The sequence below is a fragment of the Brevundimonas sp. SL130 genome, from assembly GCF_026625805.1.
Lineage (GTDB): Bacteria > Pseudomonadota > Alphaproteobacteria > Caulobacterales > Caulobacteraceae > Brevundimonas.
This window is the reverse complement of the sequence record NZ_CP113064.1, coordinates 1,083,013-1,107,225: the sequence shown is the minus strand read 5'-3', so window position 1 is coordinate 1,107,225 and position 24,213 is coordinate 1,083,013. Positions and strand designations below refer to the sequence as shown.

Annotated in this window: 23 protein-coding genes; 10 read left to right on the top strand and 13 right to left on the bottom strand. The window is 66.4% G+C overall.

What is annotated here, in order from left to right; genetic code table 11:
* Position 1: 1 nt before the first annotated feature.
* The gene (locus tag OU998_RS05550) at positions 2-544 is read right to left on the bottom strand and encodes a hypothetical protein (protein ID WP_267515837.1); all 543 of its coding nucleotides are present in this window, start codon (positions 542-544) and stop codon (positions 2-4) included.
* Between the two features lie 98 nt (positions 545-642).
* Here OU998_RS05550 and OU998_RS05545 point away from each other — a divergent pair, with 98 nt between their 5' ends.
* The 4 genes from OU998_RS05545 to astB are packed head-to-tail and all read left to right on the top strand — an operon-like array spanning position 643 to position 5,647.
* Positions 643-1,893: a hydrolase gene (locus OU998_RS05545; protein WP_267515836.1), complete on the top strand. Its 1,251-nt coding sequence runs from the start codon at positions 643-645 to the stop codon at positions 1,891-1,893.
* The gene (locus OU998_RS05540; RefSeq protein WP_267515835.1) at positions 1,894-2,901 is read left to right on the top strand and encodes an arginine N-succinyltransferase; all 1,008 of its coding nucleotides are present in this window, start codon (positions 1,894-1,896) and stop codon (positions 2,899-2,901) included.
* Positions 2,898-4,313, top strand: coding sequence for a succinylglutamate-semialdehyde dehydrogenase (astD, locus tag OU998_RS05535; protein WP_267515834.1), 1,416 nt, complete (start codon positions 2,898-2,900; stop codon positions 4,311-4,313). Before OU998_RS05540 ends, astD begins: the two co-directional genes overlap by 4 nt.
* A complete protein-coding gene (gene astB, locus OU998_RS05530; RefSeq protein ID WP_267515833.1) occupies positions 4,310-5,647 on the top strand; it encodes an N-succinylarginine dihydrolase in 1,338 nt (445 codons plus the stop codon). Before astD ends, astB begins: the two co-directional genes overlap by 4 nt.
* Positions 5,648-5,811: 164 nt before the next feature.
* On the opposite strand, the gene phhA is transcribed toward astB, so the two are convergent.
* Positions 5,812-6,687 carry a phenylalanine 4-monooxygenase gene (gene phhA, locus OU998_RS05525; RefSeq protein ID WP_267515832.1) on the bottom strand — a complete coding sequence of 292 codons (876 nt, stop codon included), beginning with the start codon at positions 6,685-6,687 and terminating at the stop codon, positions 5,812-5,814.
* Positions 6,688-6,745: 58 nt separating this feature from the next.
* Complete coding sequence (gene hspQ, locus OU998_RS05520; protein ID WP_267515831.1) at positions 6,746-7,054, bottom strand: heat shock protein HspQ; 309 nt, start codon at positions 7,052-7,054, stop codon at positions 6,746-6,748.
* A gap of 147 nt (positions 7,055-7,201) precedes the next feature.
* Here hspQ and OU998_RS05515 point away from each other — a divergent pair, with 147 nt between their 5' ends.
* Positions 7,202-8,302 carry a Ppx/GppA phosphatase family protein gene (locus tag OU998_RS05515; protein WP_267515830.1) on the top strand — a complete coding sequence of 367 codons (1,101 nt, stop codon included), beginning with the start codon at positions 7,202-7,204 and terminating at the stop codon, positions 8,300-8,302.
* Between the two features lie 153 nt (positions 8,303-8,455).
* Here the strand turns inward: OU998_RS05515 and OU998_RS05510 are convergent, their stop codons facing one another.
* The 5 genes from OU998_RS05510 to gyrA form a co-directional block, all read right to left on the bottom strand.
* On the bottom strand, positions 8,456-9,319 hold the full coding sequence (locus tag OU998_RS05510) for a peptidylprolyl isomerase (RefSeq protein ID WP_267515829.1): 864 nt from the start codon (positions 9,317-9,319) through the stop codon (positions 8,456-8,458).
* 23 nt (positions 9,320-9,342) lie between these two features.
* Positions 9,343-10,230 carry a peptidylprolyl isomerase gene (locus tag OU998_RS05505; protein ID WP_324287978.1) on the bottom strand — a complete coding sequence of 296 codons (888 nt, stop codon included), beginning with the start codon at positions 10,228-10,230 and terminating at the stop codon, positions 9,343-9,345.
* 8 nt (positions 10,231-10,238) lie between these two features.
* A complete protein-coding gene (gene coaD, locus OU998_RS05500) occupies positions 10,239-10,727 on the bottom strand; it encodes a pantetheine-phosphate adenylyltransferase (protein ID WP_267515828.1) in 489 nt (162 codons plus the stop codon).
* A gap of 275 nt (positions 10,728-11,002) precedes the next feature.
* Positions 11,003-11,815 (bottom strand): aminotransferase class IV, encoded by an 813-nt coding sequence (locus OU998_RS05495; protein ID WP_267515827.1) that lies wholly within the window; start codon positions 11,813-11,815, stop codon positions 11,003-11,005.
* Positions 11,816-11,988: 173 nt separating this feature from the next.
* Positions 11,989-14,763: a DNA gyrase subunit A gene (gene gyrA / locus OU998_RS05490; protein WP_267515826.1), complete on the bottom strand. Its 2,775-nt coding sequence runs from the start codon at positions 14,761-14,763 to the stop codon at positions 11,989-11,991.
* A gap of 122 nt (positions 14,764-14,885) precedes the next feature.
* On the opposite strand from gyrA, the gene OU998_RS05485 reads away from it, so the two are divergent.
* Together OU998_RS05485 and OU998_RS05480 are read left to right on the top strand one after the other, a co-directional pair.
* Positions 14,886-15,461, top strand: a complete 576-nt coding sequence (locus OU998_RS05485) for a superoxide dismutase family protein (protein WP_420709810.1) — start codon at positions 14,886-14,888, stop codon at positions 15,459-15,461.
* Positions 15,462-15,730: 269 nt separating this feature from the next.
* Positions 15,731-15,883: a hypothetical protein gene (locus OU998_RS05480; protein WP_267515825.1), complete on the top strand. Its 153-nt coding sequence runs from the start codon at positions 15,731-15,733 to the stop codon at positions 15,881-15,883.
* Here the strand turns inward: OU998_RS05480 and pseB are convergent.
* The 4 genes from pseB to OU998_RS05460 all read right to left on the bottom strand — a co-directional run bounded on the left by pseB (position 15,877) and on the right by OU998_RS05460 (position 19,602).
* Complete coding sequence (pseB, locus tag OU998_RS05475; RefSeq protein WP_267515824.1) at positions 15,877-16,878, bottom strand: UDP-N-acetylglucosamine 4,6-dehydratase (inverting); 1,002 nt, start codon at positions 16,876-16,878, stop codon at positions 15,877-15,879. The two genes, OU998_RS05480 and pseB, sit on opposite strands and share 7 nt — an antisense overlap.
* Positions 16,879-17,030: 152 nt before the next feature.
* A complete protein-coding gene (gene pseI / locus OU998_RS05470; protein WP_267515823.1) occupies positions 17,031-18,056 on the bottom strand; it encodes a pseudaminic acid synthase in 1,026 nt (341 codons plus the stop codon).
* Positions 18,053-18,610, bottom strand: coding sequence for a UDP-4-amino-4,6-dideoxy-N-acetyl-beta-L-altrosamine N-acetyltransferase (pseH, locus tag OU998_RS05465; RefSeq protein WP_267515822.1), 558 nt, complete (start codon positions 18,608-18,610; stop codon positions 18,053-18,055). Before pseH ends, pseI begins: the two co-directional genes overlap by 4 nt.
* The gene (locus OU998_RS05460; protein WP_267515821.1) at positions 18,610-19,602 is read right to left on the bottom strand and encodes a hypothetical protein; all 993 of its coding nucleotides are present in this window, start codon (positions 19,600-19,602) and stop codon (positions 18,610-18,612) included. Before OU998_RS05460 ends, pseH begins: the two co-directional genes overlap by 1 nt.
* Positions 19,603-20,040: 438 nt before the next feature.
* Here OU998_RS05460 and OU998_RS05455 point away from each other — a divergent pair, with 438 nt between their 5' ends.
* The 3 genes from OU998_RS05455 (at position 20,041) to OU998_RS05445 (ending at position 23,323) form a co-directional block, all read left to right on the top strand.
* On the top strand, positions 20,041-20,979 hold the full coding sequence (locus OU998_RS05455; RefSeq protein WP_267515820.1) for a phytanoyl-CoA dioxygenase family protein: 939 nt from the start codon (positions 20,041-20,043) through the stop codon (positions 20,977-20,979).
* Between the two features lie 9 nt (positions 20,980-20,988).
* The gene (locus OU998_RS05450) at positions 20,989-22,191 is read left to right on the top strand and encodes a DegT/DnrJ/EryC1/StrS family aminotransferase (protein ID WP_267515819.1); all 1,203 of its coding nucleotides are present in this window, start codon (positions 20,989-20,991) and stop codon (positions 22,189-22,191) included.
* An 82-nt stretch (positions 22,192-22,273) separates the two neighbouring features.
* Positions 22,274-23,323, top strand: a complete 1,050-nt coding sequence (locus OU998_RS05445) for a hypothetical protein (RefSeq protein WP_267515818.1) — start codon at positions 22,274-22,276, stop codon at positions 23,321-23,323.
* Here the strand turns inward: OU998_RS05445 and OU998_RS05440 are convergent.
* Complete coding sequence (locus OU998_RS05440; RefSeq protein ID WP_267515817.1) at positions 23,320-24,210, bottom strand: GNAT family N-acetyltransferase; 891 nt, start codon at positions 24,208-24,210, stop codon at positions 23,320-23,322. The genes OU998_RS05445 and OU998_RS05440 overlap by 4 nt on opposite strands.
* Positions 24,211-24,213: the final 3 nt, after the last annotated feature.

Here is a 24,213-nt window from a genome sequence, read left to right as displayed (position 1 = left end):
CTCACGGCTCGCGACGCAGCCGGTGCAGCAGCATGGCGCCTTGCAGAGAGGCGACATAGATGACCGCCGAAACGATGGAGGCCGGCCAGATGATCAGCAGTATCCAGAGGGGCAGCTCGGGCGTCGGCAGGCTTCCCAGCAGCCGCATGCCGATATTGGCCACCAGACTGTAGGCGATCATGGCCAGCATGATGATCGGAATGACCCGCGTCATCATCCGCCACTGCACTGCGGCCAGCACGCCATACAAAAAGACCGAAAAGATCGCGCCGAAGCCGATCATATACGGCCATATCACCTTCATCATCGCCCGCTGGGTCGCGATCTGCTCCGGCGCCAGGTTCATGCGGACATATTCGTAGTTCATCGCCGACTCGAACCAGCCCGAGGTGAACATCCACCAGGTGGGAGCCAGACTGGCCGCCAGGGCAATGGCCAGACCGATCACCATCGACCGCGCCGCCCGCTGCGCCTCGGCCATGCCGCGCGGCAGGATCAGCGGATTCATGGCCCGCAGCCAGAGATCGAAGGTCGAACGTGTCATGCAACTTCCCTTGTTTCGCGGGCAACCTAGCGATCATCGCCCGTGACATACAGGCCACGCCCTTCACCTTTGCCATGGCTGCGTCTAGGGTCCGGCCGATGCGGATTCTGACCTCGGACCAGGCCGTCCTCGATCACGTCGCCGCGCGGCGCGAGGCCATCATCGGCCGCACCATCGACTGGGCCAATATCAACTCCGGCAGCCGCAACGCCGCCGGACTGAACGCCGTGCTGGACGCTCTGGAAGCCGAGGCGAAGACCCTGCCCGCCGTCGTCGAACGCATCCCGACCCAGGGCTCGACCACCGTCGCCGACGACGGCTCGGTGCGGACCGAAGCCCACGCCGACGCCCTGAAGATTACGGCCCGCCCCGAAGCGCCGATCCAGGTCGTCCTGACTGGCCACTACGACACCGTCTTCCCCGCCGACAGCCGTTTCCAGACCGTGACCACCCGCGCGGACGGCGCCCTGAACGGCCCCGGCGTCGCCGACATGAAGGGCGGGATCAGCGTGCTGCTGGCCGCGCTGGAGGCCTTCGAAACCCATCCCGACCGACACGGCGTCGGCTGGACCGTATTGCTGAGCCCCGACGAGGAAATCGGCTCGCCCGCCTCCGCTCCCCTGCTGGCCGAGCTGGGCGCGCGCGGCCATGTCGGCCTGACCTATGAACCGGCCCTGGCGGACGGCACCCTGGCCGGGGCGCGCAAGGGCAGCGGCAACTATCATCTGATCGTCACCGGCAAGGCCGCCCACGCCGGCCGCGCCTTCGACGAGGGCCGCAACGCCGTCGCCGGCGCCGCCATGATCGCCGCCGCTCTGCACGGGCTGAACGGCCAGCATGAAGGGGTCACCGTCAATGTGGCCAAGATCTCAGGCGGCGGCGCCCTGAACGTCGTCGCCGACAACGCCGTGGTCCGCTTCAATGTACGTGTGCCGGACAAGGCCGCCGCCGACTGGATCGACGCCTCGGTCCGCGCCATCGCCGCCACGCCGCCTTTCGAGGGGCTGACCCTGGACCTTCACGGCGGCTTCACCCGCGCACCCAAGCCGATGGACGCCGCCCAGACGGCCCTGTTCGAAGCGGTGAAACAAGCCGGCGCCCTGCTGGGCCAGCCCATCGCCTGGAAGCCGTCAGGCGGCGTCTGCGAAGGCAATAATCTGCACGCCGCCGGCCTGCCCAATATCGACACTCTCGGCGTCCGGGGCGGCGAGATTCATTCGGACCAGGAGTTCGCCTGGCCCGACAGCTTCGTCGAACGCGCCCAGCTCAGCGCCCTGATCCTGTGCAAGATCGCCTCGGGCGAGATCGACGCGGCCAAACTCAAAGCCCTGCGGATGGAAACCCTCTGAATGCTCGTCGTCCGTCCCGCCGGTCCCGCCGACCTCGACTACCTGCTGGAGCTGGCCATCCTGTCCGGTCCCGGCTTCACCAGCCTGCCCGAAGACCCCGACGTCCTGTCCGATCGGCTTGAACTCAGCCAGGCCAGCTTCCGCGGCGAGGTCGCCTGGCAGGAGGCCTGGTACACCCTGATGCTGGAAGACAGCGACACCGGCGACGTCGACGGGGTCGGCTCGGTCAAGGCGACGGTGGGCCTGAAACGCCCCTTCTTCTCGTTCCGCGTTGTGAACAACACCGCGTCCTCGCCGTCCATCGGGGTCAAGCTGGATCACCAGACCCTGGTGCTGGTCAATGAATGCACCGGCTGGACCGAGGTCGGCTCGCTGTTCCTCAAGGCCGACCGTCGCAAGGGCGGCGCCGGCCGTCTGCTCAGCCAGTCGCGCTATATGCTGATCGGGGCCCAGCCCGAACTGTTCGCCGAGAATGTGCTGGCCGAGTTGCGCGGGGTCTTCACCCCCGACGGCGCCTGCCCCTTCTGGGATCATGTGGCGCACAAATTCTTCCCGATGGAGTTCGACGACGCGGATCGAATGAGCGGCTCCACCGACAAGCAATTCATCCTCGACCTGGCGCCCCGTCACCCCATCTATACCGAGCTCCTGCCCGAACCGGCCCGCGCCGTGATCGGCAAGGTCCACCCCCAGGGCGTGCCCGCCATGGCGCTGCTAGAGAGCGAGGGCTTCCGGCCCAACGGCTTGGTGGACATCTTCGACGCCGGCCCCACCGTCTCGTGCGGCCGCGACAATATCCGCACGGTCCGCGACGCGCGCCGCCTGACGGTGGAGTTGGTCGATAAGGTTCAGGCCGAACTGCCGGCCCTGATCTCGACCGACAGCATCGCCGCCTTCCGCGCCGTCCGCGCCAAGGCGGACATCGAGGGCGACACCGTCCGCCTGACCACCGAAACCGCCGCTGCGCTGAAAATCAAGGCCGGCGCCACCGTCCGGGTGAAATCATGACCGTGTTCAAATCCACCGATCCCGCCACCGAGGCGACCAACTGGGAGGGCGAGGCCGCCAGCCCCGCCCAGGTCCAGGCCGCCGTTGACGTGGCCCGCGCCGCCTTCCCCGCCTGGGCCGACGCGCCTCGGGCCGAGCGGATCGAGGCGGTCAAACGCTATCAGGCCGTTCTGAAGGACCGCGCGCCCCAGATCGCCGAGGCCATCGCCCGCGAGACCGGCAAACCCCTGTGGGAGACCAAGACCGAAGCCGCCGCCATGATCGGCAAGGTGGACATCTCCATCCGCGCCTATGACGAACGCACCGGCGAACGCACCAGCGACACCGCCTTCGGCCGGGCCACCCTGCGCCACCGTCCGCACGGCGTGGCGGCGGTGCTGGGCCCGTTCAACTTCCCCGGCCACCTGCCCAACGGCCATATCGTCCCCGCCCTGCTGGCTGGCGACACCGTCGTGTTCAAACCGTCGGAAGAGACGCCCCTGGTCGGCCAGGTCATGGCCGAGGCCTTCGCCGCCGCCGACATGCCGACCGGCGTGGTCAATGTGGTCCAGGGCGGCCGCGAGACCGGCGCGGCCCTGTTGGACGCCGGGATCGACGCCCTGATGTTCACCGGCTCAGGCGCGGCCGGCGCTCACTTCCGGCGCAAGTTCGCGGATGATCCGCACGTCATCCTGGCGCTGGAGCTGGGCGGCAACAATCCTCTGGTCGTCTGGGACGCCGCCGACGCCGAAGCCGTGGCGGGCATCGCGGTGCAGTCCGCCTTCATCACCACCGGCCAACGCTGTTCCTGCGCCCGGCGTCTGATCCTGCCGGAAGGGCCTCAGGGCGACGCCATTCTCGAAGCCATCGCCGCCCTGTCCGACCGCCTGGTGTTCGGTCCTTGGGACAGCGATCCCGAACCCTACGCCGGGCCGCTGATCTCGGCCCGCGCGGCCGAGGCAGCGTTAAAGGCGCTGCAACAGCGGATCGACGCGGGCGCCAAGGTGATCCGCGCCTCGGGCCCCGTCGCCAATCTACCCGGTGCTTTCGTCAAGCCGGCCATCATCGACGTGACCGGGATCGACGTCCCCGACGAAGAGATGTTCGCCCCCTTCCTGTCGGTCGTCCGCGTCCCGACCTTCGACGCCGCGATCCAGGCCGCAAACGCCACCCGCTACGGCCTGTCCGCCGGTCTGGTCAGCGACGATCCAGCCAACTGGGACCACTTCATCCGCCGCATCCGCGCGGGCGTGGTCAACTTCAACCGCCCGACCACAGGCGCCGCCGGCGACATGCCCTTCGGCGGCCTGGGCGCCAGCGGCAACCACCGGCCGTCGGCCTATTACGCCGCCGACTACTGCGCCTATCCGGTCGCCAGCTTCGAGGCCAACGCGGTCGCGAACATCGAAGGCGAGATCAAGGGGTTGCGATGACCTACGCCGTCGAAGCCAATGCCGACGGCCTGATCGGGCCGACGCACTCTTACGCCGGTCTGTCGCCCGGCAATCTGGCCTCCAGCCTGAACAAGGGCGAGGCGTCGAATCCGCGCGCGGCGGTGTTGCAGGGGCTCGACAAGATGAAGACCCTGGCGGACCTGGGCCTGCCCCAGTTCGTCCTGCCCCCGCACGAGCGGCCGAACATCCCCTTCCTGCGGACCCTGGGGTTCTCGGGCTCGAACGCCCAGGTGCTGGAGCGGGCCTGGAAGGACGCGCCCTCCTTCGCCGCCGCCGCCTGTTCCGCCTCACCCATGTGGGCGGCCAACGCCGCGACCGTGACGCCCAGCGCCGACGCCGCCGACGGCCGGGTGCATTTCACCCCCGCCAATCTGATCACCAATCTGCACCGGTCGCTGGAGCACCAACAGACGAAGCGGGCGCTGGACGCCCTGTTCCCGGATCCCGAGCGGTTCGCCGTCCATGACGCCCTGCCTTCGGTCGCGCATCTGGCCGACGAAGGCGCCGCCAACCATGTGCGCCTGTGCGCCGACCACGGATCGCCGGGCATGAACCTGTTTGTCTATGGACGTGAAGCGTTCGAGTCCTGGACAGGAGAATTTCCGGCTCGTCAGACATTGGAGGCGTCGCTCGCCGTCGCACGCCGTCACGGTGTTGATCGCTGGTTTTTCCAGCGTCAGTCGGCCGAGGCAATCAACGGTGGCGTCTTCCACAATGACGTTGTCTGCGTCGGCGCCAAGACCTGCCTTTTCTACCATGACAGTTCGTTCGACCACCCGGACACGGTCATCGACTACCTCGCCGGAGCCTGCGAGGACCTGTTCGAGCTCCAGCCGATCAAGGTCTCGTCCGCCGACCTGCCCCTGGCCGACGCCATCAGCTCCTACCTGTTCAACTCGATGCTGATCCAGATTCCGGGCGAGGACCGCCTGACCCTGATCTGCCCCACCGAGACCCGCGACAACCCGCGCAGCCATGCGGTGGCGCAGTCGTTGGCCGCCTCCAACGGTCCCATCGGCCAGGTCCGCTACGTCGATGTGCGCCAGTCGATGCGCAACGGCGGCGGTCCGGCCTGCCTGCGTCTGCGGGTCGTCCTGAACGAGGCGGAACTGGCCGCGACCAATCCGGCGATGCGCTTGACGGACGCTCTGCACGCCGAGCTGTCGGCCTGGGCCAACCGCTGGTACCGCGACGAACTGCGGCCGGCGGATCTCGCGGATCCGGCGCTACTGGACGAAAGCCGGAGCGCCCTAGACGCCCTGACCCGCATCCTGAGCCTGGGCGGCGGCTTCTATCCGTTCCAGCAGGCTTGAAGTGAAGGCCCTCTCCCGCTTGCGGGAGAGGTGGGCCGGCGTCCGCGCAGCGGACCAGGCTCGGAGAGGGAAGTCTTCTCTCAAGAAGCAGGACTTCCCCCATCGTCAGGCGTGTCGCTGCGCGCCACGGCCTGACACTTCCCCCGCAAGCGGGGGAAGGCCTTCTAGGCCGCGAACCGCCCGCCCTTGGCCGCATAGGCTTGGGTGCCGCGCGTGAAGACCTGATCGGTCGGCAGAACGGTTTCGATCGGCAGGTCGGCCTGACCCTTCAGGGCGTCATAGACGGGCCCGAAGTCTTTCAGCGTCTCGTCCTTCAGCGCCTCCAGGCTGTCGATGACGAAATAGACCTGCTGGAAGTCGTCGATCCGGTAGAGCGTCCGCATCACCCGCTCCAGGTCGAAGCCCAGGCGGTTCGGCGACGGGTCTTCCAGAGCAAAGACGCTCTCGGTCGATGACGAGACGATGCCCGCGCCATAGATGCGCAGGCCGTCGGCCTCCTTCATCAGGCCGAACTCGACCGTGTACCAGTAGAGCCGGGCCAGGTTCGGCAGCATGCCCAGGCCGGCGGCGCGCTGTCCGCCCTTGCCATAGGCCTCCATATAGGCGGCGAAGTCGGGATCGGTCAGCATGGGCACATGGCCGAAGACATCGTGGAAGATGTCGGGCTCTTGCAAATAATCGAGTTGGTCCGGCTTGCGGATGAACTGGCCCGAGACGAAGCGGCGGTTGGCCAGGTGATCGAAGAAGACCTCGTCGGGCACCAGACCGGGCACGCAGACGACGGTCCAACCGGTCAGGGCCTGAAGCTTGGGATTGATGATGGCGAAGTCGGGAATGCCGCCGGCGTTCAGGTCCAGGGCGTCCAGGCCGCTCAGGAAGGCGTCGCAGGCGCGGCCGGGCAGGATCTTCATTTGGCGGGCGTACAGCGTATCCCAGGTGCGGTGTTCGATGTCGGTATAGGCGGCCCAGTTCTGGGGGATGGTCCAGTCGGCGGCCGCGCCTTCGGGCGGCTGTTCGAAGACGTGTTCGAAGTCGGACATGGGACGCTCCTCTTTTGCCCCATCCTAACGCCCGGTCGGCGCCCGTTCAAAGGCCTGGTCAGTGAATGGCTTCGTGCAGGGGCGCGTGATGGCCTTGAGCATCGACGGTGAACCAGCGCTGGGCGTCGTCGGGCTGAAGCACAGACTGGCCGTCCTCGAGCACGCCCTCGGCGGCGTAGGCCACGAAGCCGCCGTCCTCGCCCAGGGCGAAGACGCGGTAGAAGGGTTGGTGCGGCGAAACCGCGCCTGTGTCGAGCGCCGGGCCTTCGTAGGCGGGATCGACGTCCATCACCACGCCCCGGAAGGCGTCGTCGCGGTGGCGGACGATCTGGCCGATGGCGAAGCGGGCTGTAAGAACCTGGGTCATGGGCTCCTGATACGCTTGGCGCGATGACCCCGATCCCTCCAGGCCTGTTCATCTTCCTGACAGAATGGCTTGGCGCGGATGATATTGGCGGGCTAGGTTGATCGGGACGGGCGCCGCTTTGGACCGCCCACATCGGAATGACGGCCCATGCCGGAGACCCACGGCGCGCCCCGGAGGCGCGACGAGCGGTCCCAGCCTTCCCGCGAGCGGGATGCGTCGGGTCGGGATGCGCAACTCTATGGCGCGCTCGATCTGGGGACCAATAATTGTCGACTGCTGATCGCGCGGCCCTCACGCGACGGCTTTCGGGTGGTCGATAGCTTCAGCCGCATCGTGCGGCTGGGCGAAGGCCTGTCCCACACGGGACGGCTGGACCCGCGGGCCATGGACCGGGCCTATGACGCCCTGGCCCTGTGCGCCGACCGGATCGTCAGGAAGGGCGTCGACTCGGTGCGGCTGAGTGCGGTCGCCACCCAGGCCTGCCGGGCGGCCGAGAACGGCGTCGAGTTCATTGATCGGGTGCGTAAAGGCACCGGGCTGAGGCTGCGGATCATCGATCCGGCGGAAGAGGCGCGGCTGGCGGTCGAGGGCTGTCTGAACCTGATCGATCCCAGGGCCGAGGGGGTGGTGATCATCGACGTGGGCGGCGGGTCGACCGAACTGTCCTGGCTGAAGCGCGAGGGGTCGGACTGGAAGACCACCGGCTGGATGTCGGCGGCCCTGGGGGTCGTCACCCTGGCGGAGCGGCACCCGGAGCCGGAGGGCGCAGGCGAAGACTGGTATGAGGCCATGGTCGCCGATATGGGCGCGGCCCTGGCCGGGGGCGGGATCGAGGATCCGGGCATGCTGGACCTGCTGTCGCGGGACCGGGCGCATTTGATCGGGACGTCCGGCGCGATCACCAGTCTGGCGGGCATCCACCTGAACCTGCCCCGCTACAATCGCGACCGGGTCGATGGGCTGTGGATGACGCGCGGCGACTGCGAGGCGGCGGCGGAGCGGCTGAAGGCCCTGGGGCCGGACGGGCGGGCCAAGGAGGCCTGTATCGGGCCGGACCGGGCCGATCTGGTCCTGGCGGGGGCGGCGATCCTGGAGGCCATCCAGCGGGCCTGGCCGTCGGAGCGGGTGCGGGTCGCCGATCGGGGCCTGCGCGAAGGCCTGCTGTTGCAGCAGATGCGGGAGGACAAGAAGCCGCCCAAGCGGCGCAGGCGGCGTCGGGGTCGTGGCCGGGGGGCGGCAGCGGCATAACCCATTGTGTCTCCTCCCCATTTTATGGAGAGGTGGCTCGGAGCGAAGCGGAGAGACGGAGGGGTTCTCCGCCGCATCGCCGACGTCCGTGGGGCGTCCAGAACCCCTCCACCGCTTCGCGGTCCCCCTCCCCGCATAGCGGGGAGGAGACGATCAACCCATCCGCACCGGCACGTCGATGTCGCAGACCGAGAAGTCTGCGCCCTTGGCCTGGCGGGCCTGGTCGATCAGGGCGCGGAAGGTCGGCGATGTGGTGTTGAGCATCTGCACCGCCGGACGGTCTGCGGCGGGCAGGTCGGAGGCCAGGCGGACGCGGCTCATGCGGTCGGGATCGGCGACGATGCCGCTGGGCTCGGAGCTGGCCTTCAGGGCGCGGACGATCTCCAGCCCCACGACCACGCGGCCCCAGACGGTGTAGCGCTTGTCCAGGGCGGGATAGGCCTGGCGCATCAGGAAGAACTGACTGTTGGCGGTGTCATTGCCCTCGTCGCGGGCCATGCCGGCGACGCCCGGGCAATAGAGGCCCCAGCCGTGGACCTTGCGGTCGGCCGTGCCGGCCATCAGGGCGTCGGGCTGGGTCTGAACCGGGACGGAATGATAGAATCCGACCAGAGCCCCGGCCGGAGCCGCAGCGGGGGTGAAGGCCATGTCCGGGCCGCGCCGGAAGGTGAACTCAGCCTTCAGGTCGGGGTACCAGCTCTGACCGTCGCCGGTGCCCAGGGGGTCGCCGGTCTGGGCCATGAACCAGTCGATGACCCGGTGCCAGGCCAGATTGTCGTAGAAGCCGCGCGACGCCAGCAGCTTGATCCGCTCGACATGGGCCGGGGCGATCTCGGGGGCCAGTTCGACCAGGATCCGGCCCTTGGTCGTGTCGATGACCAGAAGATTGTCGGGGGCCACGGCGCGCCATTCGCTCGGGCCGGGCGGGGGCGACGGGACAGCCGCTTGCTGCGCCAGGGCCGGGCCGGACAACAGAGCGGTCAGCCCCGCCGCGATCAGTGCGTTTCGAACCTTCATAGCCCCTGCCCCCTTGCCCATGTCTAACCGCCGACGACCTCGGCCACCGGCTGGACGTCGCAGATGTTGAAGCCGCCGCCGCGCGCGGTGCGGGTGGCGGCGATACGCGCGGCGAAGGCGGCGCTGGCGGGATTCAGAACCCGCACCGTCGGACGTTCGCCTTCGGGCAGGGCCGAGGCCATGCGGACCCGCGTCATGACGTCGGGATTGGCCACCTTGCCGTCGTCGGCGTCCGTGCCCTTGTTCAGCTTGTTCACCACGTCCAGGCCCAAGACCACGCGGCCGAAGGCGGTATAGACGCCGTTCAACTGATCCCGGTCGCCCATCATCAGGAAGAACTGGCTGTTGGCGGTGTCGGGCGCGCCGGCGCGGGCCATGCCCAGGACGCCGGGGCAGAACAGGCCGTGGGCGCCGACCTTGAAGTCGGCGGTGATCATCATCTGGGCGTCGGGCTGGGTCTCGACCGGCAGGACGCCGACCAGACCGCGCACGCCCTGCCCCGCGTTCGGGACAGCGACGAAGCCGGCGTCACGCCCGCGACGGAAGCTGAACTCGGCCTTCAGGTCCGGCAGTTCGCTGCCGCCCTCGCCCGTGCCCTGGGGGTCGCCGGTCTGGGCCATGAAGTCGGGGATGACGCGGTGGAACTTGAGCCCGTCATAGAAGCCCTGGTTGGCCAGGGTGCGGATACGTTCGGCATGGGCGGGGGCGGCGACCGGCGTCAGCTCGACCAGAATCCGGCCCTTGGGGGTGTCGATGACCAGCAGGTTCTCAGGCGCGACGGTGCGCCAGTCCGCAGCGGGAGCCTGAACCGGGGCCTGGGCCGCGGCCTGAGCTTGGGCCATAGCCGGAGCCTGGGTCGAAACCGACGCCAGAAGAGCGGCGGCGGCCGCCGCGATCACACCAAGACGCATTGACGAACTCATCCTCTGTTCTTGACCTTGTCCCGCACGCGCGCGGCGATGGCGGGGCTGACGAAACTGTCGATCGCGCCGTCCAGACGGGCGATTTCCTTGACCAGCCGCGAGGCGATGGCCTGATGCCGCGGGTCGGCCATCAGGAATACCGTCTCGATGTCCTGATTGAGGCGCTGATTCATGGCCGTCATCTGGAACTCGTATTCGAAATCGGCCACGGCGCGCAAACCGCGAATGATGACATTGGCGTTCAGCTCTTCCGCGAAATGCATCAGCAGGGTCGAGAAGGGCTGGACCACGATGTCGCCGCCCAGGTTGGCCACCTCGGCCTGGAGCATTTCGACCCGCTCGTCCGTGGTGAACAACGGCCCCTTGTCGTCGTTCTGGGCCACGCCGATGACCAGCCGATCCACCAGCTTCAACGCCCGCTTGATGATGTCGGTGTGACCGTTGGTCACCGGATCGAAGGTGCCCGGATAAAGCCCGATGCGCATGGCGTGTCTCCCCAGCCTGTCGCCTGCTGTTCGGCGTGACTTAGCAGGTGCGAAAGGTTCGGCCTAGCAGCCGGTTGGCGTAGTGACGTGTCGTAAAAACAGGGTGACAAAGCGCCAAAAGCGCCAAAAGCGCCAATGCAGGCGGTTGGGACGGCGGGGCGGATCTTGGCGTCACATCGGTCATTGAGCAACCTTACACCCGCCGTAAACCCAGGCGCGCCGATTGCTGAATCTGCTGACGACGGATTTGATTTTACTGGATCTTTCTTGACGAATTAGGCGTGCTGGACTGTCAAAGGCAGCGGATCATTGGCGGCCCAGGCGGTTTCGATCGCAGTCATCAGGGTCGGATCGACGGCGAAAACCGTGTCGTCAACGGCCGTGATGGGACAGGCCGGCGTGGCGCTGTTGCACAGGAATGCGCCATCGAAGCCCGCCAGTTCGGAAACATGCACCGGGCGGGTCTGCGACGACAGGCCAACCTCGGCCAGCCCCCGCTCGATCAGGACCTGGGTCACGCCCGCCAGCATCGGCGCCTGGGGCCAGACAACGCCATTCCCCTTGATGAAGCCGATGTTCCAGGTCACGCCTTCGGACACATGGCCTTGGTCATCGACAAACAGGGCGTCGTCGAAGCCCGCCGCCCGCGCAGTGCGGCGCGCGCAAGTGGCGCCGAAGGTGGCGACATGTTTCAGGTGCGCCGGCTTGCGCTCGTATTTAACGGCCGTCACCCGCATCTGGGCGGCCAGGGGCGGCGGGGGCGGCGAGACGACGGTCATCACCTTGGGCCGGCCGACGAAGGACGGATCGCGATGGCCGATCTCGGGCGAGAACAGGCTGACGCGCATCCAGGCCTTGTCACGTCCCTCAACAGCGCGCGCCAACAGACGCCGGAACTCAGCCTCGCCGGGGCTTTCGCCGAACAGTTCGACGGCGGCCTGGCCCAGGCGGGCGAGATGCAGGTCCAGCCCCCGGACCGCGCCGTGCTCGACGCGGAAGGAGGTGTAGGCGCCGTAGTTGACCAGGGCTTGGTGGGCCAGGTCGTCAGGGCTGGCGGGTTCGCCGTTGATCAGGATGTCAGACGTCATGGCCGCTCCCCTCTCCTCCTTCCTTCTCCCGTGGGGAGAAGGTGGCCCGAAGGGCCGGATGAGGGACCGCCGGTGGGCTAGCTCGCACCACCTGCCCCTCACCCTTTCGCGCAAGGACGACGGCTTCGCCGCCGTGCGCTCAAGCCCTCTCCCGCTGGGAGAGGGTCTTGGTTTTAGGCTTCGCCCTCTTCACTCGCGACGTCCGCCTCATCCGCGCCGCCGCTTTCCGGCAGGCGTTCGACCGAGACGACCTTTTCGTCCTTGCCGGTGCGGAAGATGGTGACGCCCTGGCTGGAGCGGCCGACGATGCGGACCTGATCCATCCGCGTGCGGATCATTTGTCCGCCCGAGGTGACCAACAGCAGGTCGTCCGTCTCCTCGACCGGGAAGGCTGCGGCAAGGCGCGTGCCCGCGCGACCGCCCAGGCCGTGAGCCGTCAGGCCCTGGCCGCCGCGACCGGTGCGACGATACTCGTAGGCCGAGGACCGCTTGCCGAAGCCGGTCTCTGTGACCGTCAGGATGAACTGTTCGGCGGCGCCCAGTTCGGCGATCCGTTCGACGGTCAGGGCGGCGTCAGCGACCTCGTCTTCGGCTTCAGCCGGAGCCGCAACATCCTCTTCCGCCTCCGCGCCGGCCAGGGCCTTGCGCATGGCGTTGGCGTGTTTGACGTAGGCCGAGCGTTCTTCCGGCGTCGCATCGACGCGGCCCAGGATGGCCATGGAGATGACCTCGTCGCCGTCTTGCAGGCGCACGCCCCGGACGCCGGTCGAATCCCGGCCCTTGAACACGCGCACGTCGTCGGCCTTGAACCGGATCGCCCGGCCAAGCGCCGTGGTCAGCAGCACGTCGTCGTCGGCGGTGCACAGGCCGACGCCGACCATGCGGTCTTCGCCTTCCAGCTTCATGGCGATCTTGCCGGCGCGGTTGACCGTGGCGAAGTCCGACAGCTTGTTGCGGCGCACGTCGCCCGAGCTGGTGGCGAACATGATGTCGTAGTCGCCCCAGGTGGTCTCGTCCTCGGGCAGGGGCAGGACGTTCATGATGCTGTCGCCCGGCTCGATGGGCAGCAGGTTGACGAAGGCCTTGCCGCGCGACTGCGGATTGCCCAGCGGCAGGCGCCAGGTCTTCAGCTTGTAGGCCTTGCCATTGGTGGCGAAGAACAGGACCGGGGTGTGGGTCGAGGCGCTGAACACGCCGGTGATGGCGTCCTCGTCCTTCATCGTCATGCCGGACTTGCCCTTGCCGCCGCGGTGCTGGGTCCGATAGGCGTTCAGGGCGACGCGCTTGACGTAGCCGCCGTGGGTGACGGTGACGACCATGTCCTCGCGCGGGATCAGGTCCTCGTCCTCCATCTCGCCGTCGCCTTCCCCGATCAGGGTGCGACGCGGCACGGCGAACTTGTCCTTCACGTCGATCAGGTCGTCGCGAATGATGGCCAGGACGTTCTTGCGGTCCGACAGGATGGTCAGGTGGCCCTGAATGGTGTCGGCCAGGCCGTTCGCCTCGCCGAAGATGTCGTCACGGCCCAGGCCGGTCAGGCGCGACAGGGTCAGGGCCAGGATGGCGCGGGCCTGCTCGTCGGTCAGTTGCAGGCTGTCGCCATTGATGACGACGCTGCGGGGGTCGGCGATCAGCTCGACCAGGGCCATCATATCGCCGACGGGCCAGGGCTTGGCCTGCAAACGTTCGCGCGCCTCGGTCGGATCGGCCGAAGAGCGGATGATGTGGATGACCTCGTCGATATTGGCGACGGCGACGGCCAGACCGACCAGGACGTGGCCGCGGTCGCGGGCCTTGTTCAGCTCGAACTTGACGCGGCGGACCACCACTTCCTCGCGGAAGTCGAGGAAGATCTGCAACAGGTCGCGCAGGCCCATCTGTTCAGGCCGGCCGTGGTTCAGCGCCAGCATGTTGACGCCGAACGAGCTCTGCATCGCGGTGTAGCGCCACAGCTGGTTCAGGATGACGTCGCCGGAGGCGTCGCGCTTCAGCTCGATGACGATCCGCATGCCCTGGCGGTCGGATTCGTCGCGGACGTCGGAGATGCCTTCCAGACGCTTTTCGCGCACCATTTCGGCGATGCGTTCGATCAGGGTCTGTTTGTTGACCTGGAACGGCAGTTCGGTGACGACGATGGCTTCGCGATCCTTGCGGATCTCTTCGACCGAGGCGCGACCGCGCACGATGACCGAGCCGCGACCGTCGCGCAGGGCGTTGCGCGGCGCGGTGCGGCCCATGATCTCGCCGCCGGTCGGGAAGTCGGGGCCGGGCACGATGTCCAGCAGGGCGTCGTCCGAAATGTTCGGATCATCCAGCAGGGCCAGGGCCGCATCCACGACCTCGCCCAGATTATGCGGCGGGATATTGGTCGCCATGCCGACGGCGATGCCGCCCGCGCCATTGACCAGCAGGTTCGGGATCCGCGCCGGCAGGACGACCGGCTCCAGCTCCTTCTCGTCGTAGTTGGGCTGGAAATCGACAGTGTCCTTGTCGATGTCGGCCATCAGGGCGACGGCGGCCGGGGCCATCTTGGCCTCGGTGTAACGCATCGAGGCGGGCATATCGCCGTCGACCGAGCCGAAGTTCCCCTGGCCGTCGACCAGCATCAGACCCATCGAGAAGGGCTGAGCCATCCGCACCAGGGCCATATAGACCGAGGCGTCGCCGTGGGGGTGGAACCGGCCCAGCACGTCGCCGACCACGCGGGCGCATTTCGAATAGCTGCGCTCGGGCGTCATGTTCAGGTCGTGCATCGAATACAGGATGCGACGGTGAACCGGCTTGAGCCCGTCACGGGCGTCAGGCAGGGCGCGCGAGACGATCACGCTCATGGCGTAGTCGAGGTACGAACGTTTCAGTTCGTCCTCGATCGTGATCGTGGAAATGTCGGAGCCGCCGCCTCCCGGAACGATCGGAGTTGCGGCGTTTTCGTAGTTGTCGTCGGTCAAGGAAGCGTGGCTTTATGCGGCCGGAATCGGAACGTGATCCGCTGTGACGATTTCTAGCATCCAAGGGCCCCGGAGGCAAAGCGACGTCGCCGTGAAAGCCCGTCTCTGAAAGGACTTTTCACATGCGCATGAACCGCCTCGCCGCCGCCCTGCTCTTCGCCGCCCCGCTGGCCCTCGCCGGAGCCTGCGCGTCCGCCGCCGGCGCGGCCCAGATGCAGGCCGAGCGCGCGCCCGTCGGCGCCGCTGGACAGGCGGTTCTGGTCAATGCGCAGGGCGAGACCATCGGCCGAGTGGACCTGCGCCAGGGGCCGACCGGCCTGGTGATCAAGATCGAGGCCTCGGGCCTGACGCCCGGCTGGCACGGCATCCATATCCATGCGACCGGCGCCTGCGCCGCGCCCTTCACCTCGTCCGGCGCCCATATCAACCACGGCGAGCCCAAGGCGCCGCACGGCCTGCTGAACGCGGCCGGGCCGGACGACGGCGATCTGCCGAACATCTATGCCGGGGCGGACGGCAAGGTGAACGCCGAACTGTTCACCACCCGCGCGCGGATTTCTGCGGAAGGACCGGGCCAGTGGCTGTGGGACGCCGACGGCTCGGCCATCATCATCCACGCCAATCCCGACGACCACGCCAGCCAGCCCATCGGCGGCGCCGGCGCGCGGGTGGCCTGCGCGGCCTTAAGCGCGAGCTGACGCCTCACTCCCTCCGTCATCCTCGGGCGGGAATTCACCGGCGCTGATTGCTCGCGGTGACGATCCGAACATCTCGCTTCGGCGCCTGCGTGATGGCAGCGCGCGACCCGTTTGCGAAATTGCAGGGGTCCGATTGTTGAGCGACGGCGTGCAACGATCCGTCCGCCACAACTGCTTGCGAGAAACCTTCGTCGTTGAGACTTTACCGCTTGCCCCGACCCTGGGGTCAACGAAACCGGGGGCAGCTCACGAGGGAGTATCCCTACTGGATGACCCGCGAAGTCTGCCTGATAAAACAGCCGACATTCGCCGGCCGGGGCGGCAGCTTCGTCATCGATGCACTGGAGGCCCAGGACATCGACACGCCGACGGACTGGCGACTGGCTGAGCTGAAGATGCAGTTGGCCAGACCAGATCAGTAGGCGGCCTGGGCGTTGAACGCCCGCGTTTCCTCAACGGTCAGGAAGTGGGGATTGGTCGCGGAGTCGTACTGGAAGCCGGGTGTGACCCGCTCACCGACCTCCCCAAGCGCGTTATGGCCGAAATCGGCCTGTATGTTGTGGAAGCGGATGGTAGGCGCGATCACATAGTGGTCGTCGAAAACGTAAGTCAGGTGTGAGTCGTCGGTCGGGCACATGACTTCATGCAGTTTCTCGCCCGGCCGGACGCCCACGACGTGCGTGGGCATGCCGGGGGCCAGCGCTTCGGCCAGATCGGGAATTCTCACAGAGGGAATCTTCGGAATAAAAATCTCCCCCCCCTGCATCCGCTGAAAATTGGTCAGGACGAAATCAACGCCCTGACGCAGTGAAATCCAGAACCGGGTCATGCGCGGATCGGTGATGGGCAGGGACTCCACGCCCTCGGCGATCAGCTTTTCAAACAGCGGCAGGACCGAACCACGCGACCCCACCACGTTGCCGTAGCGGACCACCGAGAAGCGGGTCCGGTGGCTGCCCGCCATATTGTTGGCGGCCACGAACAGCTTGTCCGAGACGAGTTTGGTCGCCCCATAGAGGTTGATCGGACTGGCGGCCTTATCGGTCGACAGGGCGATCACGCTCTCGACGTCATTGGCCAGGGCCGCCGCAATGACGTTCTCCGCGCCGGTGATGTTGGTGCGGATACATTCCGTCGGATTGTATTCCGACGCCGGCACCTGCTTCATCGCCGCCGCATGGATGATGAAATCAACGCCGCGCGTGGCCTGTATCAACCGCTCCCTGTCGCGCACGTCGCCGAGAAAGAAGCGCATGCGCGGGTCTGAAAACTCGTGCTGCATCTCGAACTGCTTCAGTTCGTCGCGCGAATAGACAATCACCCGCTTGGGATTGTAGCGCTCCAGGATTGTGCGGACATACATCCGCCCGAACGAGCCCGAGCCTCCCGTAATCAGTACCGATTTGTCGTCGAACATGGCGATTCAGGTGCCCTAGGTGATGCTGCGCGCAGACCCGGATCCGCCGCGCCAACGCGTCTGAAGAGCGCCCGGACGGCTCTAATGCAAGTGTAGAGCACGTCCTGAGCAGCATCAGCAACACCCCCTCATCGCGATTGCCCCATGGTCTGTCAGTCCAGCAATGACCAGACCAGCGGCGTGCCCTTCGCAGCGTCCTGCCGCAGTCTGCGCCCGAGGAGCTCGCGATAATGCCGGGGGTGGAGGCCGTCGCCGGGGCGGACGGAACGAAGGTTCTCGGGCGTCAAAGCCTCCCCCTTCTTCATGTCCATCGCGATAAACAGTGATCGGCCGAAGCGGCGGTTGACCAGGGCCTGGCCCGTGGGTCCAGACTGGACGCCGCCGATGGCTTGTTCAGCGATCCTGACGCCTTTAACCAGGCCGGCGAACTCGTCCGGCGTCAGCGAGAAGCTGGCGTCAGGTCCGCCGATGGCGCGGTCGAGAATGAAGTGCTTCTCGATCACCCGGGCGCCCAGCGCCACTGCGGCGATGGCGACCGCATTCTCGGTCGTGTGATCCGACAAGCCCATCCTGAGGCCGAAGGTCTTCGCCCAGACCGGTATCGTCGCCAGATTGGCGTCCGACGGCAGCGCCGGATAAGCCGAGGTGCATTTCAGCAGGGTGATGTCATGGTTGCCTTGCCGATGACAGGCCGCGATCGCCTCCTCGATGTCGCCCATGTTGGCGATGCCGGTGGAGATGATCATCGCGCGCCCCTTGGACGCCGCATGTTCGATCAGCGGGATGTCCGCGATCTCGAACGAGGCGATCTTGAAGATCGGCACGTCCATCTCATCCAGGAAGTCGACGGCCTCGAGATCGAACGGCGACGAGAAGAAGGTCAGGCCGAGACGATGGGCCTCCGCCTGGATCGGTGCATGCCATTCCCAAGGCGTTTGAGCCTCGAGGTAGAGGTCGTGCAGGGTCGCGCCGTCCCACAGGGTTCCGTCGTTGATCTGGAAAGGCGTCGTCTGGCAGTCAAGGGTGATCCCGTCCGCCGTGTAGGTCTGGACCTTGATCGCATCGGCCCCAGCCGCCGCCGCAGCGCGCACGGTCTCGAGGCAAACCTCAAGCGAACCGCCATGGTTGGCCGAAAGCTCCGCCACCATGAACACATGGTCCGGATAGGTGAAGCTCATGCCGCATCTTCCTTGAATACGCTCGCCATCAAGGCCGCCCGATCAGAAGGCCAGTCGTCGGCCAACCGCGCCATACAGATGATATCCTGCATCTCGCCATCCTTCAGACGCGCTTTCGCGAGCAAGCCTTCGCGGGTGAAGCCAAACCGCTCGTGCAGCCGGACGACGCCGCCGTTGAAGGCGAACACCTCGCAGCACAGTTTGCGGATTCCGACCGGCCCGAACGCCTCGTCCAGCGCGAGCAGTTCCATGGCGGCGCCCGATCCGCGCGGCGTGTCCGTCTCACCCAGATAAAATGCCCAGTTGGCGCGGCCATGGGTCCGGTCAATTTCGGTGAAGGATACGAAGCCGACCGGCCGGTCGCTGTATTCAAATATGCGATAGACGGCGGATCGGTCGGCCAAGCTCCGATCGAACCAACGGGCATGCTCGTCGACCGTGATGACATGGTCGCTATACATATTGGCGCGGATCCGATCCTGATTGCGCCACGACAGGACGAGGGCGCGATCCCCTTCAGCCATCGGCCGCAATCGGCAATCGGCATATCGCATCAGACGCGCTCCTGAACCATGGACCGTTCGAGATGATCGAACAGACGTCGAACCCCCTGCCCGTCGACCACGCCTGCGGCTCTGGCGCCGATGCTCTGTCGCGCAACCGGATCCCGCAGTTGAGCCATTGCCGCCTTCACTCGCGCCTCGAGGTCCGCAGCGTCCCAAACGCCCGCGACAATATAGCCGCACAAGGCCGGCCAGTGATCGAGATTGGCCTTCTGGTTGGCGGCGATTCCGACGAGGATGGCCGGCGTTCCACACCGGGCGAGTTCGAACACCGTCTGCCCCGCACCGCTGATTGCGATGTCCGCCTCCAGCATCAGGGACGCTATGGCGGCGGCGTCGATCGCCTGATGTACGGACACGCCGGGCATCACGGGCGGCGCCGGCTGGCCGGCTCCCAGCACCAGATCGATCCTCCCCGCAGGGTAGGCCTGCTGGGCCAAACGGGCCATGGGCACGCCGAGCCCGTGCAGATCGCCTCCGCCGAAGATCACCAGAATCCGCTCGATGTCGGGCCGCGCGGGCAGACGCTCCGGCAGATCCCAGAACGGCGGACGCAAAGGCTGCCACGACGGACCGTTCAGCACCCATTCGTTTTCGGAGGTCTCGGAGACCGGCCGATCGGGGGCCGGATGAACGACCACGCCCGACGGATAGGACGAGCCCAGGTCATCGATGAAGACTATGACGTCAGAATTGGATGCGATCGTCTCCATGGCCTCGACCGAGGCGACATAGCTGTCGATCAGAGCGATGCCCGCCCGCAGACCGCTCGGGCTCTGCCCGTCCTCCTGCCAGCGACGCTGGATCACGTCCTGCCCGGAGCCGATCGCGGCGACGGCGACCGCGTCACCGTCCAGAATCCAGCGAACCTGTCCGCCTCGCAGCAACCAGCCTTCCGCATATGCGCTGCACCGACTGACGTGGCCGAGGCCCCGGACCCGATCGCCTTCGGTGAACACTATAAGCAATCCCGGCGTAGTCATCGCGATGCGCCGGAATGAGGCAGACTTTGTTGGCGTTCGGTCAGCCGCCAATCCACCTTGGCGTCCATGTCCTGAACCTCGATTTCGACGTGGGTCATGGCGTTTAATGTCCCCGCGAAAAGGTTCAGCCGGGTTGTCCTCTCGCTTAGCTACGCGATTTGCCGCTGCGATGCACGACTATTGAACTGACAATACAGTCTCAAAAGCCATCGCGACAATCGAAGTCGCTGCACTACGACTCTGACCACACAGTCGCTGCTCCGTTAGCTTTGCCGCCGAAACTCTAACCGCTCGATCCAGACCGGAATCAGGGTAGTTTGATCCGAACGTCCCTCAACTTTCGAGGGCTCGCAAGGTTGAGAACCTCTTTTCGCCCGCAGCTCACGAGCGGTTCACCACCGCAGGATAACACGCAAACGACTACGAACGGGGAAGGCAATGAGCACGGCGGCCGAGAACACCAGCATAGGGCCATCTGTGACAGAGATCCTGATCTCTGATGGCGCATATCGGTTCGACTGGCCGCTGGACCCCGCAGGCGCGACAGCGCTGCTGAGCAAGATCAGGGCTGTGCGTCGGTTCGACGAGAGCCTGTTCCTAGAAGAAGAGGTCTTCGACCTTGATCCCCAGTATCGCGGCGTAAACCCTCGTCCTGGGCGAAATCTTCTTGAACGGTTCGATGAAGATCTGGCCTTTGTTGAGCAGGATCGCGGCATGGTGAGCGCCCTCACAGAGGTGCTTGGACCTGACTATGTCATCACAGACCGCAAGATTGTCTGCGGCGTTCCATCCCGGTCCATTCCAAACTGGTTGAAGGCGCGCATCGAAGGCGCCCCCGTCAACAATCTGGGCCCGTATGTGAAACCCGAGTACCGGGATGTGACCTATTTTTACGGGATCGACTTCCACCAGGACATCATCGACTTCAAAGACCAGGAAGCCGATTTTGTCACCGTCTATGTCTACCTTCATCCGGTCGCCCGATCTGACGCGCCGCTTTTCCTGCTTGAGGGCAGCCATGTGCTCGGCGCGACAACCTTCCCGCACATGCTCTCGCGCAAGGACGGACAAGCCTGGCTCTACAGCAGCCCGGATGGGCAGTCTGTCGAGGTGCGACAGACCGTTCTGACAGGCCAAGCGGGATTCGCCGCCCTCTGGCACCCGTTCACCCTGCATGGAACTCAGCCGGATACGGCGGACCACGAACGTATCTCGTTGCGCTATCTCATCAGCCGGCGGTCACATTCCGCAGGGGGACTTACCGCCGTGAACGCAGCCATTCGAGGCCCGCTTCTCCTGGAGACGACGCGGATGGATCTGGCTGCGGACGGATCAGCGCAGATCAAAAGCAACCTGGTGCGCACGGCTGATGGCTGACCCCCTTGCGTGCCAACGCCGCATGAATCGTGCCCAACATCTTCTCATCGAGAAAATTGCGCAGCCCTGAACATGTCTGACCCCCTCGCCGCCAAACATCAGCCCATCGAATTCGCTCAGCGATTTATCCCAGCGGCCCGGCCGCGCCTACCCGACGCCGACGCTGTTCTCCCGTATCTGCGGCGCATAGACGCGGCCCGGAGCTATTCGAACTTTGGCCCCCTTCTCACGGAGTTCGAATCCCGACTTGCGGGGCGCTTCGAGGCGGGTTCCAAGGTGGTCACCTGCGTGAACGGAACCCAGGCCCTGACCCTGACCCTAAATGCGCTGGACCTCGCGAAGGGCAGTCTGGTCGCCGTTCCGTCCTACACCTTCGTCGCCACAGCCCATGCCGTGATCGCCGCCGGCCTGACCCCCCTGTTTCTCGACGTGGACCCGAACGACTGGATGCTTCGACCTGAGACCGTGCGCGACGCCCTCGCATGGGCGCCCGCTCCGGTCTCGGCCGTGGTCGTTGTCGCCGCCTTCGGCGCCATGCCGGATCTCGAAGCTTGGAAAGCGCTGCGTGAAGACACCGGCTTGCCCGTCGTGCTGGACGCCGCCGCCGCCTTCGATCAGGCGCGCGTAGCGGAAATCCCCACCGTCATAAGCCTGCACGCGACCAAGGTCCTCGGTATCGGCGAAGGTGGGTTTCTGGCGACGACGGACGCCGAACTGGCGGCGCGCGTCAGGCAGTTAACGACGTTCGGCTTTCGCGGCTCACGCCTCTCGGACATCGCGGCGACGAATGCGAAACTCAGCGAGTATGCGAGCGCGGTGGGTCTGGCCGCTCTGGACAGCTGGGAGACCGACCGTCTGCAGTTTTTACGTGCCGCGCAGATGATGAAGGTCGCCATGACCTTCCTTCCAGACGTTCAGTTCCAGCCGGGCTGGGGCGACGGCTGGGTCACCAGCGTGTGCTCCGTGGGCCTTCCGAACGGATCGGTTGACGCCGTTGAATACAGACTCCAGGACCAAGACATTCACACCCGGCGCTGGTGGGACCGGGGTTGTCACTTGAATCCGGCTTTCGCTGAGTACCCGCGTGGGGATTTGTCCGTGACCGAGACCCTGAGCCGTTCCGTGCTCGGCCTGCCCTTCGCGATCGACATGGACGGGGATGATATTTCGCGTGTCGCCGCCGCCTTGAGCTTGGCGCTTTCAGGCCGTTGACCCTGGGTGGGGCACAAGCCTTTCCCCGATGGCGGCAGTGTCGGCTCCCTCCCCCTCACGGAACAGGAAGGAAAGAGTCGACATGATGGGAACGCCGCCCAAAGGCATCGGCAGCCTTATCCCTGCGGCTGACCGGGCCGGCCCACCGTTGTGCGCGACGACAGTGTGGTCGGCTTGGACGGCTGGACAGAACGACAACCGCGCCTTTGCGACCGCCCGCGCGGCCCTCGCCGCTCTGCTTGTCGCCCGCCAAGTGAAACGGCTCTGGCTGCCGGCCTATATTTGCCGCGCTCTGGTCGAGGGCGTGACAAGGGCGGGGGTGGAACCGATCTGGTACGGGGTGGACGAGCAACTCAACTGCGATGTCGAGGCGGTGCGCGCCGGCCTGGCGCCCGACGATGCGGTCCTGACGATCGCCTGGTTTGGCCGCCCGCCCGAGACCAAGTTCCAGATGCTGGCTTCTGACTTTCCCTCCCTCCTGGTCATCGAGGACCGCGCCCAGGCGTTGGACCCGGGAGCGGGCATCCCGGGGGCAGTCCGGCTTTACAGTCCGCGCAAGCTGCTGGGCGTGGCTGACGGCGGCCTTCTCGTCGGGTCAGACCTGCCTGCTCCCCCGACCCGGCCCGGGTTGCCCGGCCTGTGGACGGCCAATGACTGCCGGCGTGCGGACGCTGAGGGGCGGAATCCCGACACATGGTTCCCAGACTACCGAGCCCGTGAGACAGCGTACGACGCCGAGCCCCGCTGTTGCAGCGATCGAACCCTCGCCGCCCTCGATCTCGTCGCCATCCAACCCGAAGCAGACGCCCGTCGCCGCAACTGGGAAAGCCTCGCTGCACATCTGGCTCCGTTTGCGCTGTGGCCCGATCCGGCTCCGCAATTCGCGCCCCTGGCTTTTCCTGTCGTCGTCTCGAATGCCGCCGATCTCGTCGCCCATCTTGCGGACCGGCGAATCTGGGCTGCTCGCCATTGGGAGAACCTTCCCTCTCCCAGCCAATTTGGCGCCGCCCATCGGCTCAGCGGTCGTTGTGTGTCCTTGCCCCTCGACGGCCGTTATGGGCGGCCAGAGATGATGCGCATCGTCGACGCCGTCCTGGAATTCGCAGGCTCTACACCTCTCCCCACCGCTTAAGCGCGGTAAGCCGGAAAAAATCCGGTCTCCACGCCGGCGCTCAGGGCGGCATATCGCGCAGGATCGAGAACCGCACCGCACAGCGAAGTCATGACCTCGCCATTGGCGAAACCGCTTTTGAAGGCAAAGAGCCCCCCCTCTCCAGAGCCGATCCCGGCGCCTCCGCCCAGGTTGACCACGCCCTGCCCCTCGAAATGTTGGATGGCTGCGTCGTAAAGGGCGAAACTGGCGCCGTTGGCGTATCCATCCGCATCCACCGCGGTCAGGTGGTTGTAGATGACGCCGTCCCAGGCGAACCATAACGTCATGCCGACGATACGGTCTCCGACCGAGGCTGCGAAGGCCACCAGCGCCGGTTCCTTCCCCATGACCTCGAAACTGGCGTCGGGAAAGGCGGCCACCCCGGCGACGCTGCGGCGGGTCACCAGACCCCGGTAGAGGCGTTTCCAGTCTTCGAGCCAGAGCGGCAAGGAGCCGACGTCGATTCGGCACCGGCGATGTCCCCGGCGGATGCGTTCGGCATGATGACGGCTGGGGCAGTAGCGGCCGCGGGCGGGGTCGATGGTCAGGTGGGCCTTGAACGGCTGGACGAAGCCGAACGCCTCCGAGAGACGCTCCTGCGGAGGGCCTGCAAGCGGATCAGGCACGAGAACGACCGAGATCAGACCGAGGCCGCGCAACCGCTCCAGTCCGCCGCTCAAGTCTGCGGTCGTCGCAAGCGCCGCCAAGGGGTAGAGGCCCATGGCATCCTCGCCCTCGCCAAAGGCGGGATTGAGATCCCGAGGAATGGAGCGCGCCAGAATCGGGACGCCCCACTCCGGTACGGCCACCGGCCGTCCCGCGTGGCCTAGCGCGTGGGCGTAGGCCAGGCTCGCATAGGGATGCACGAG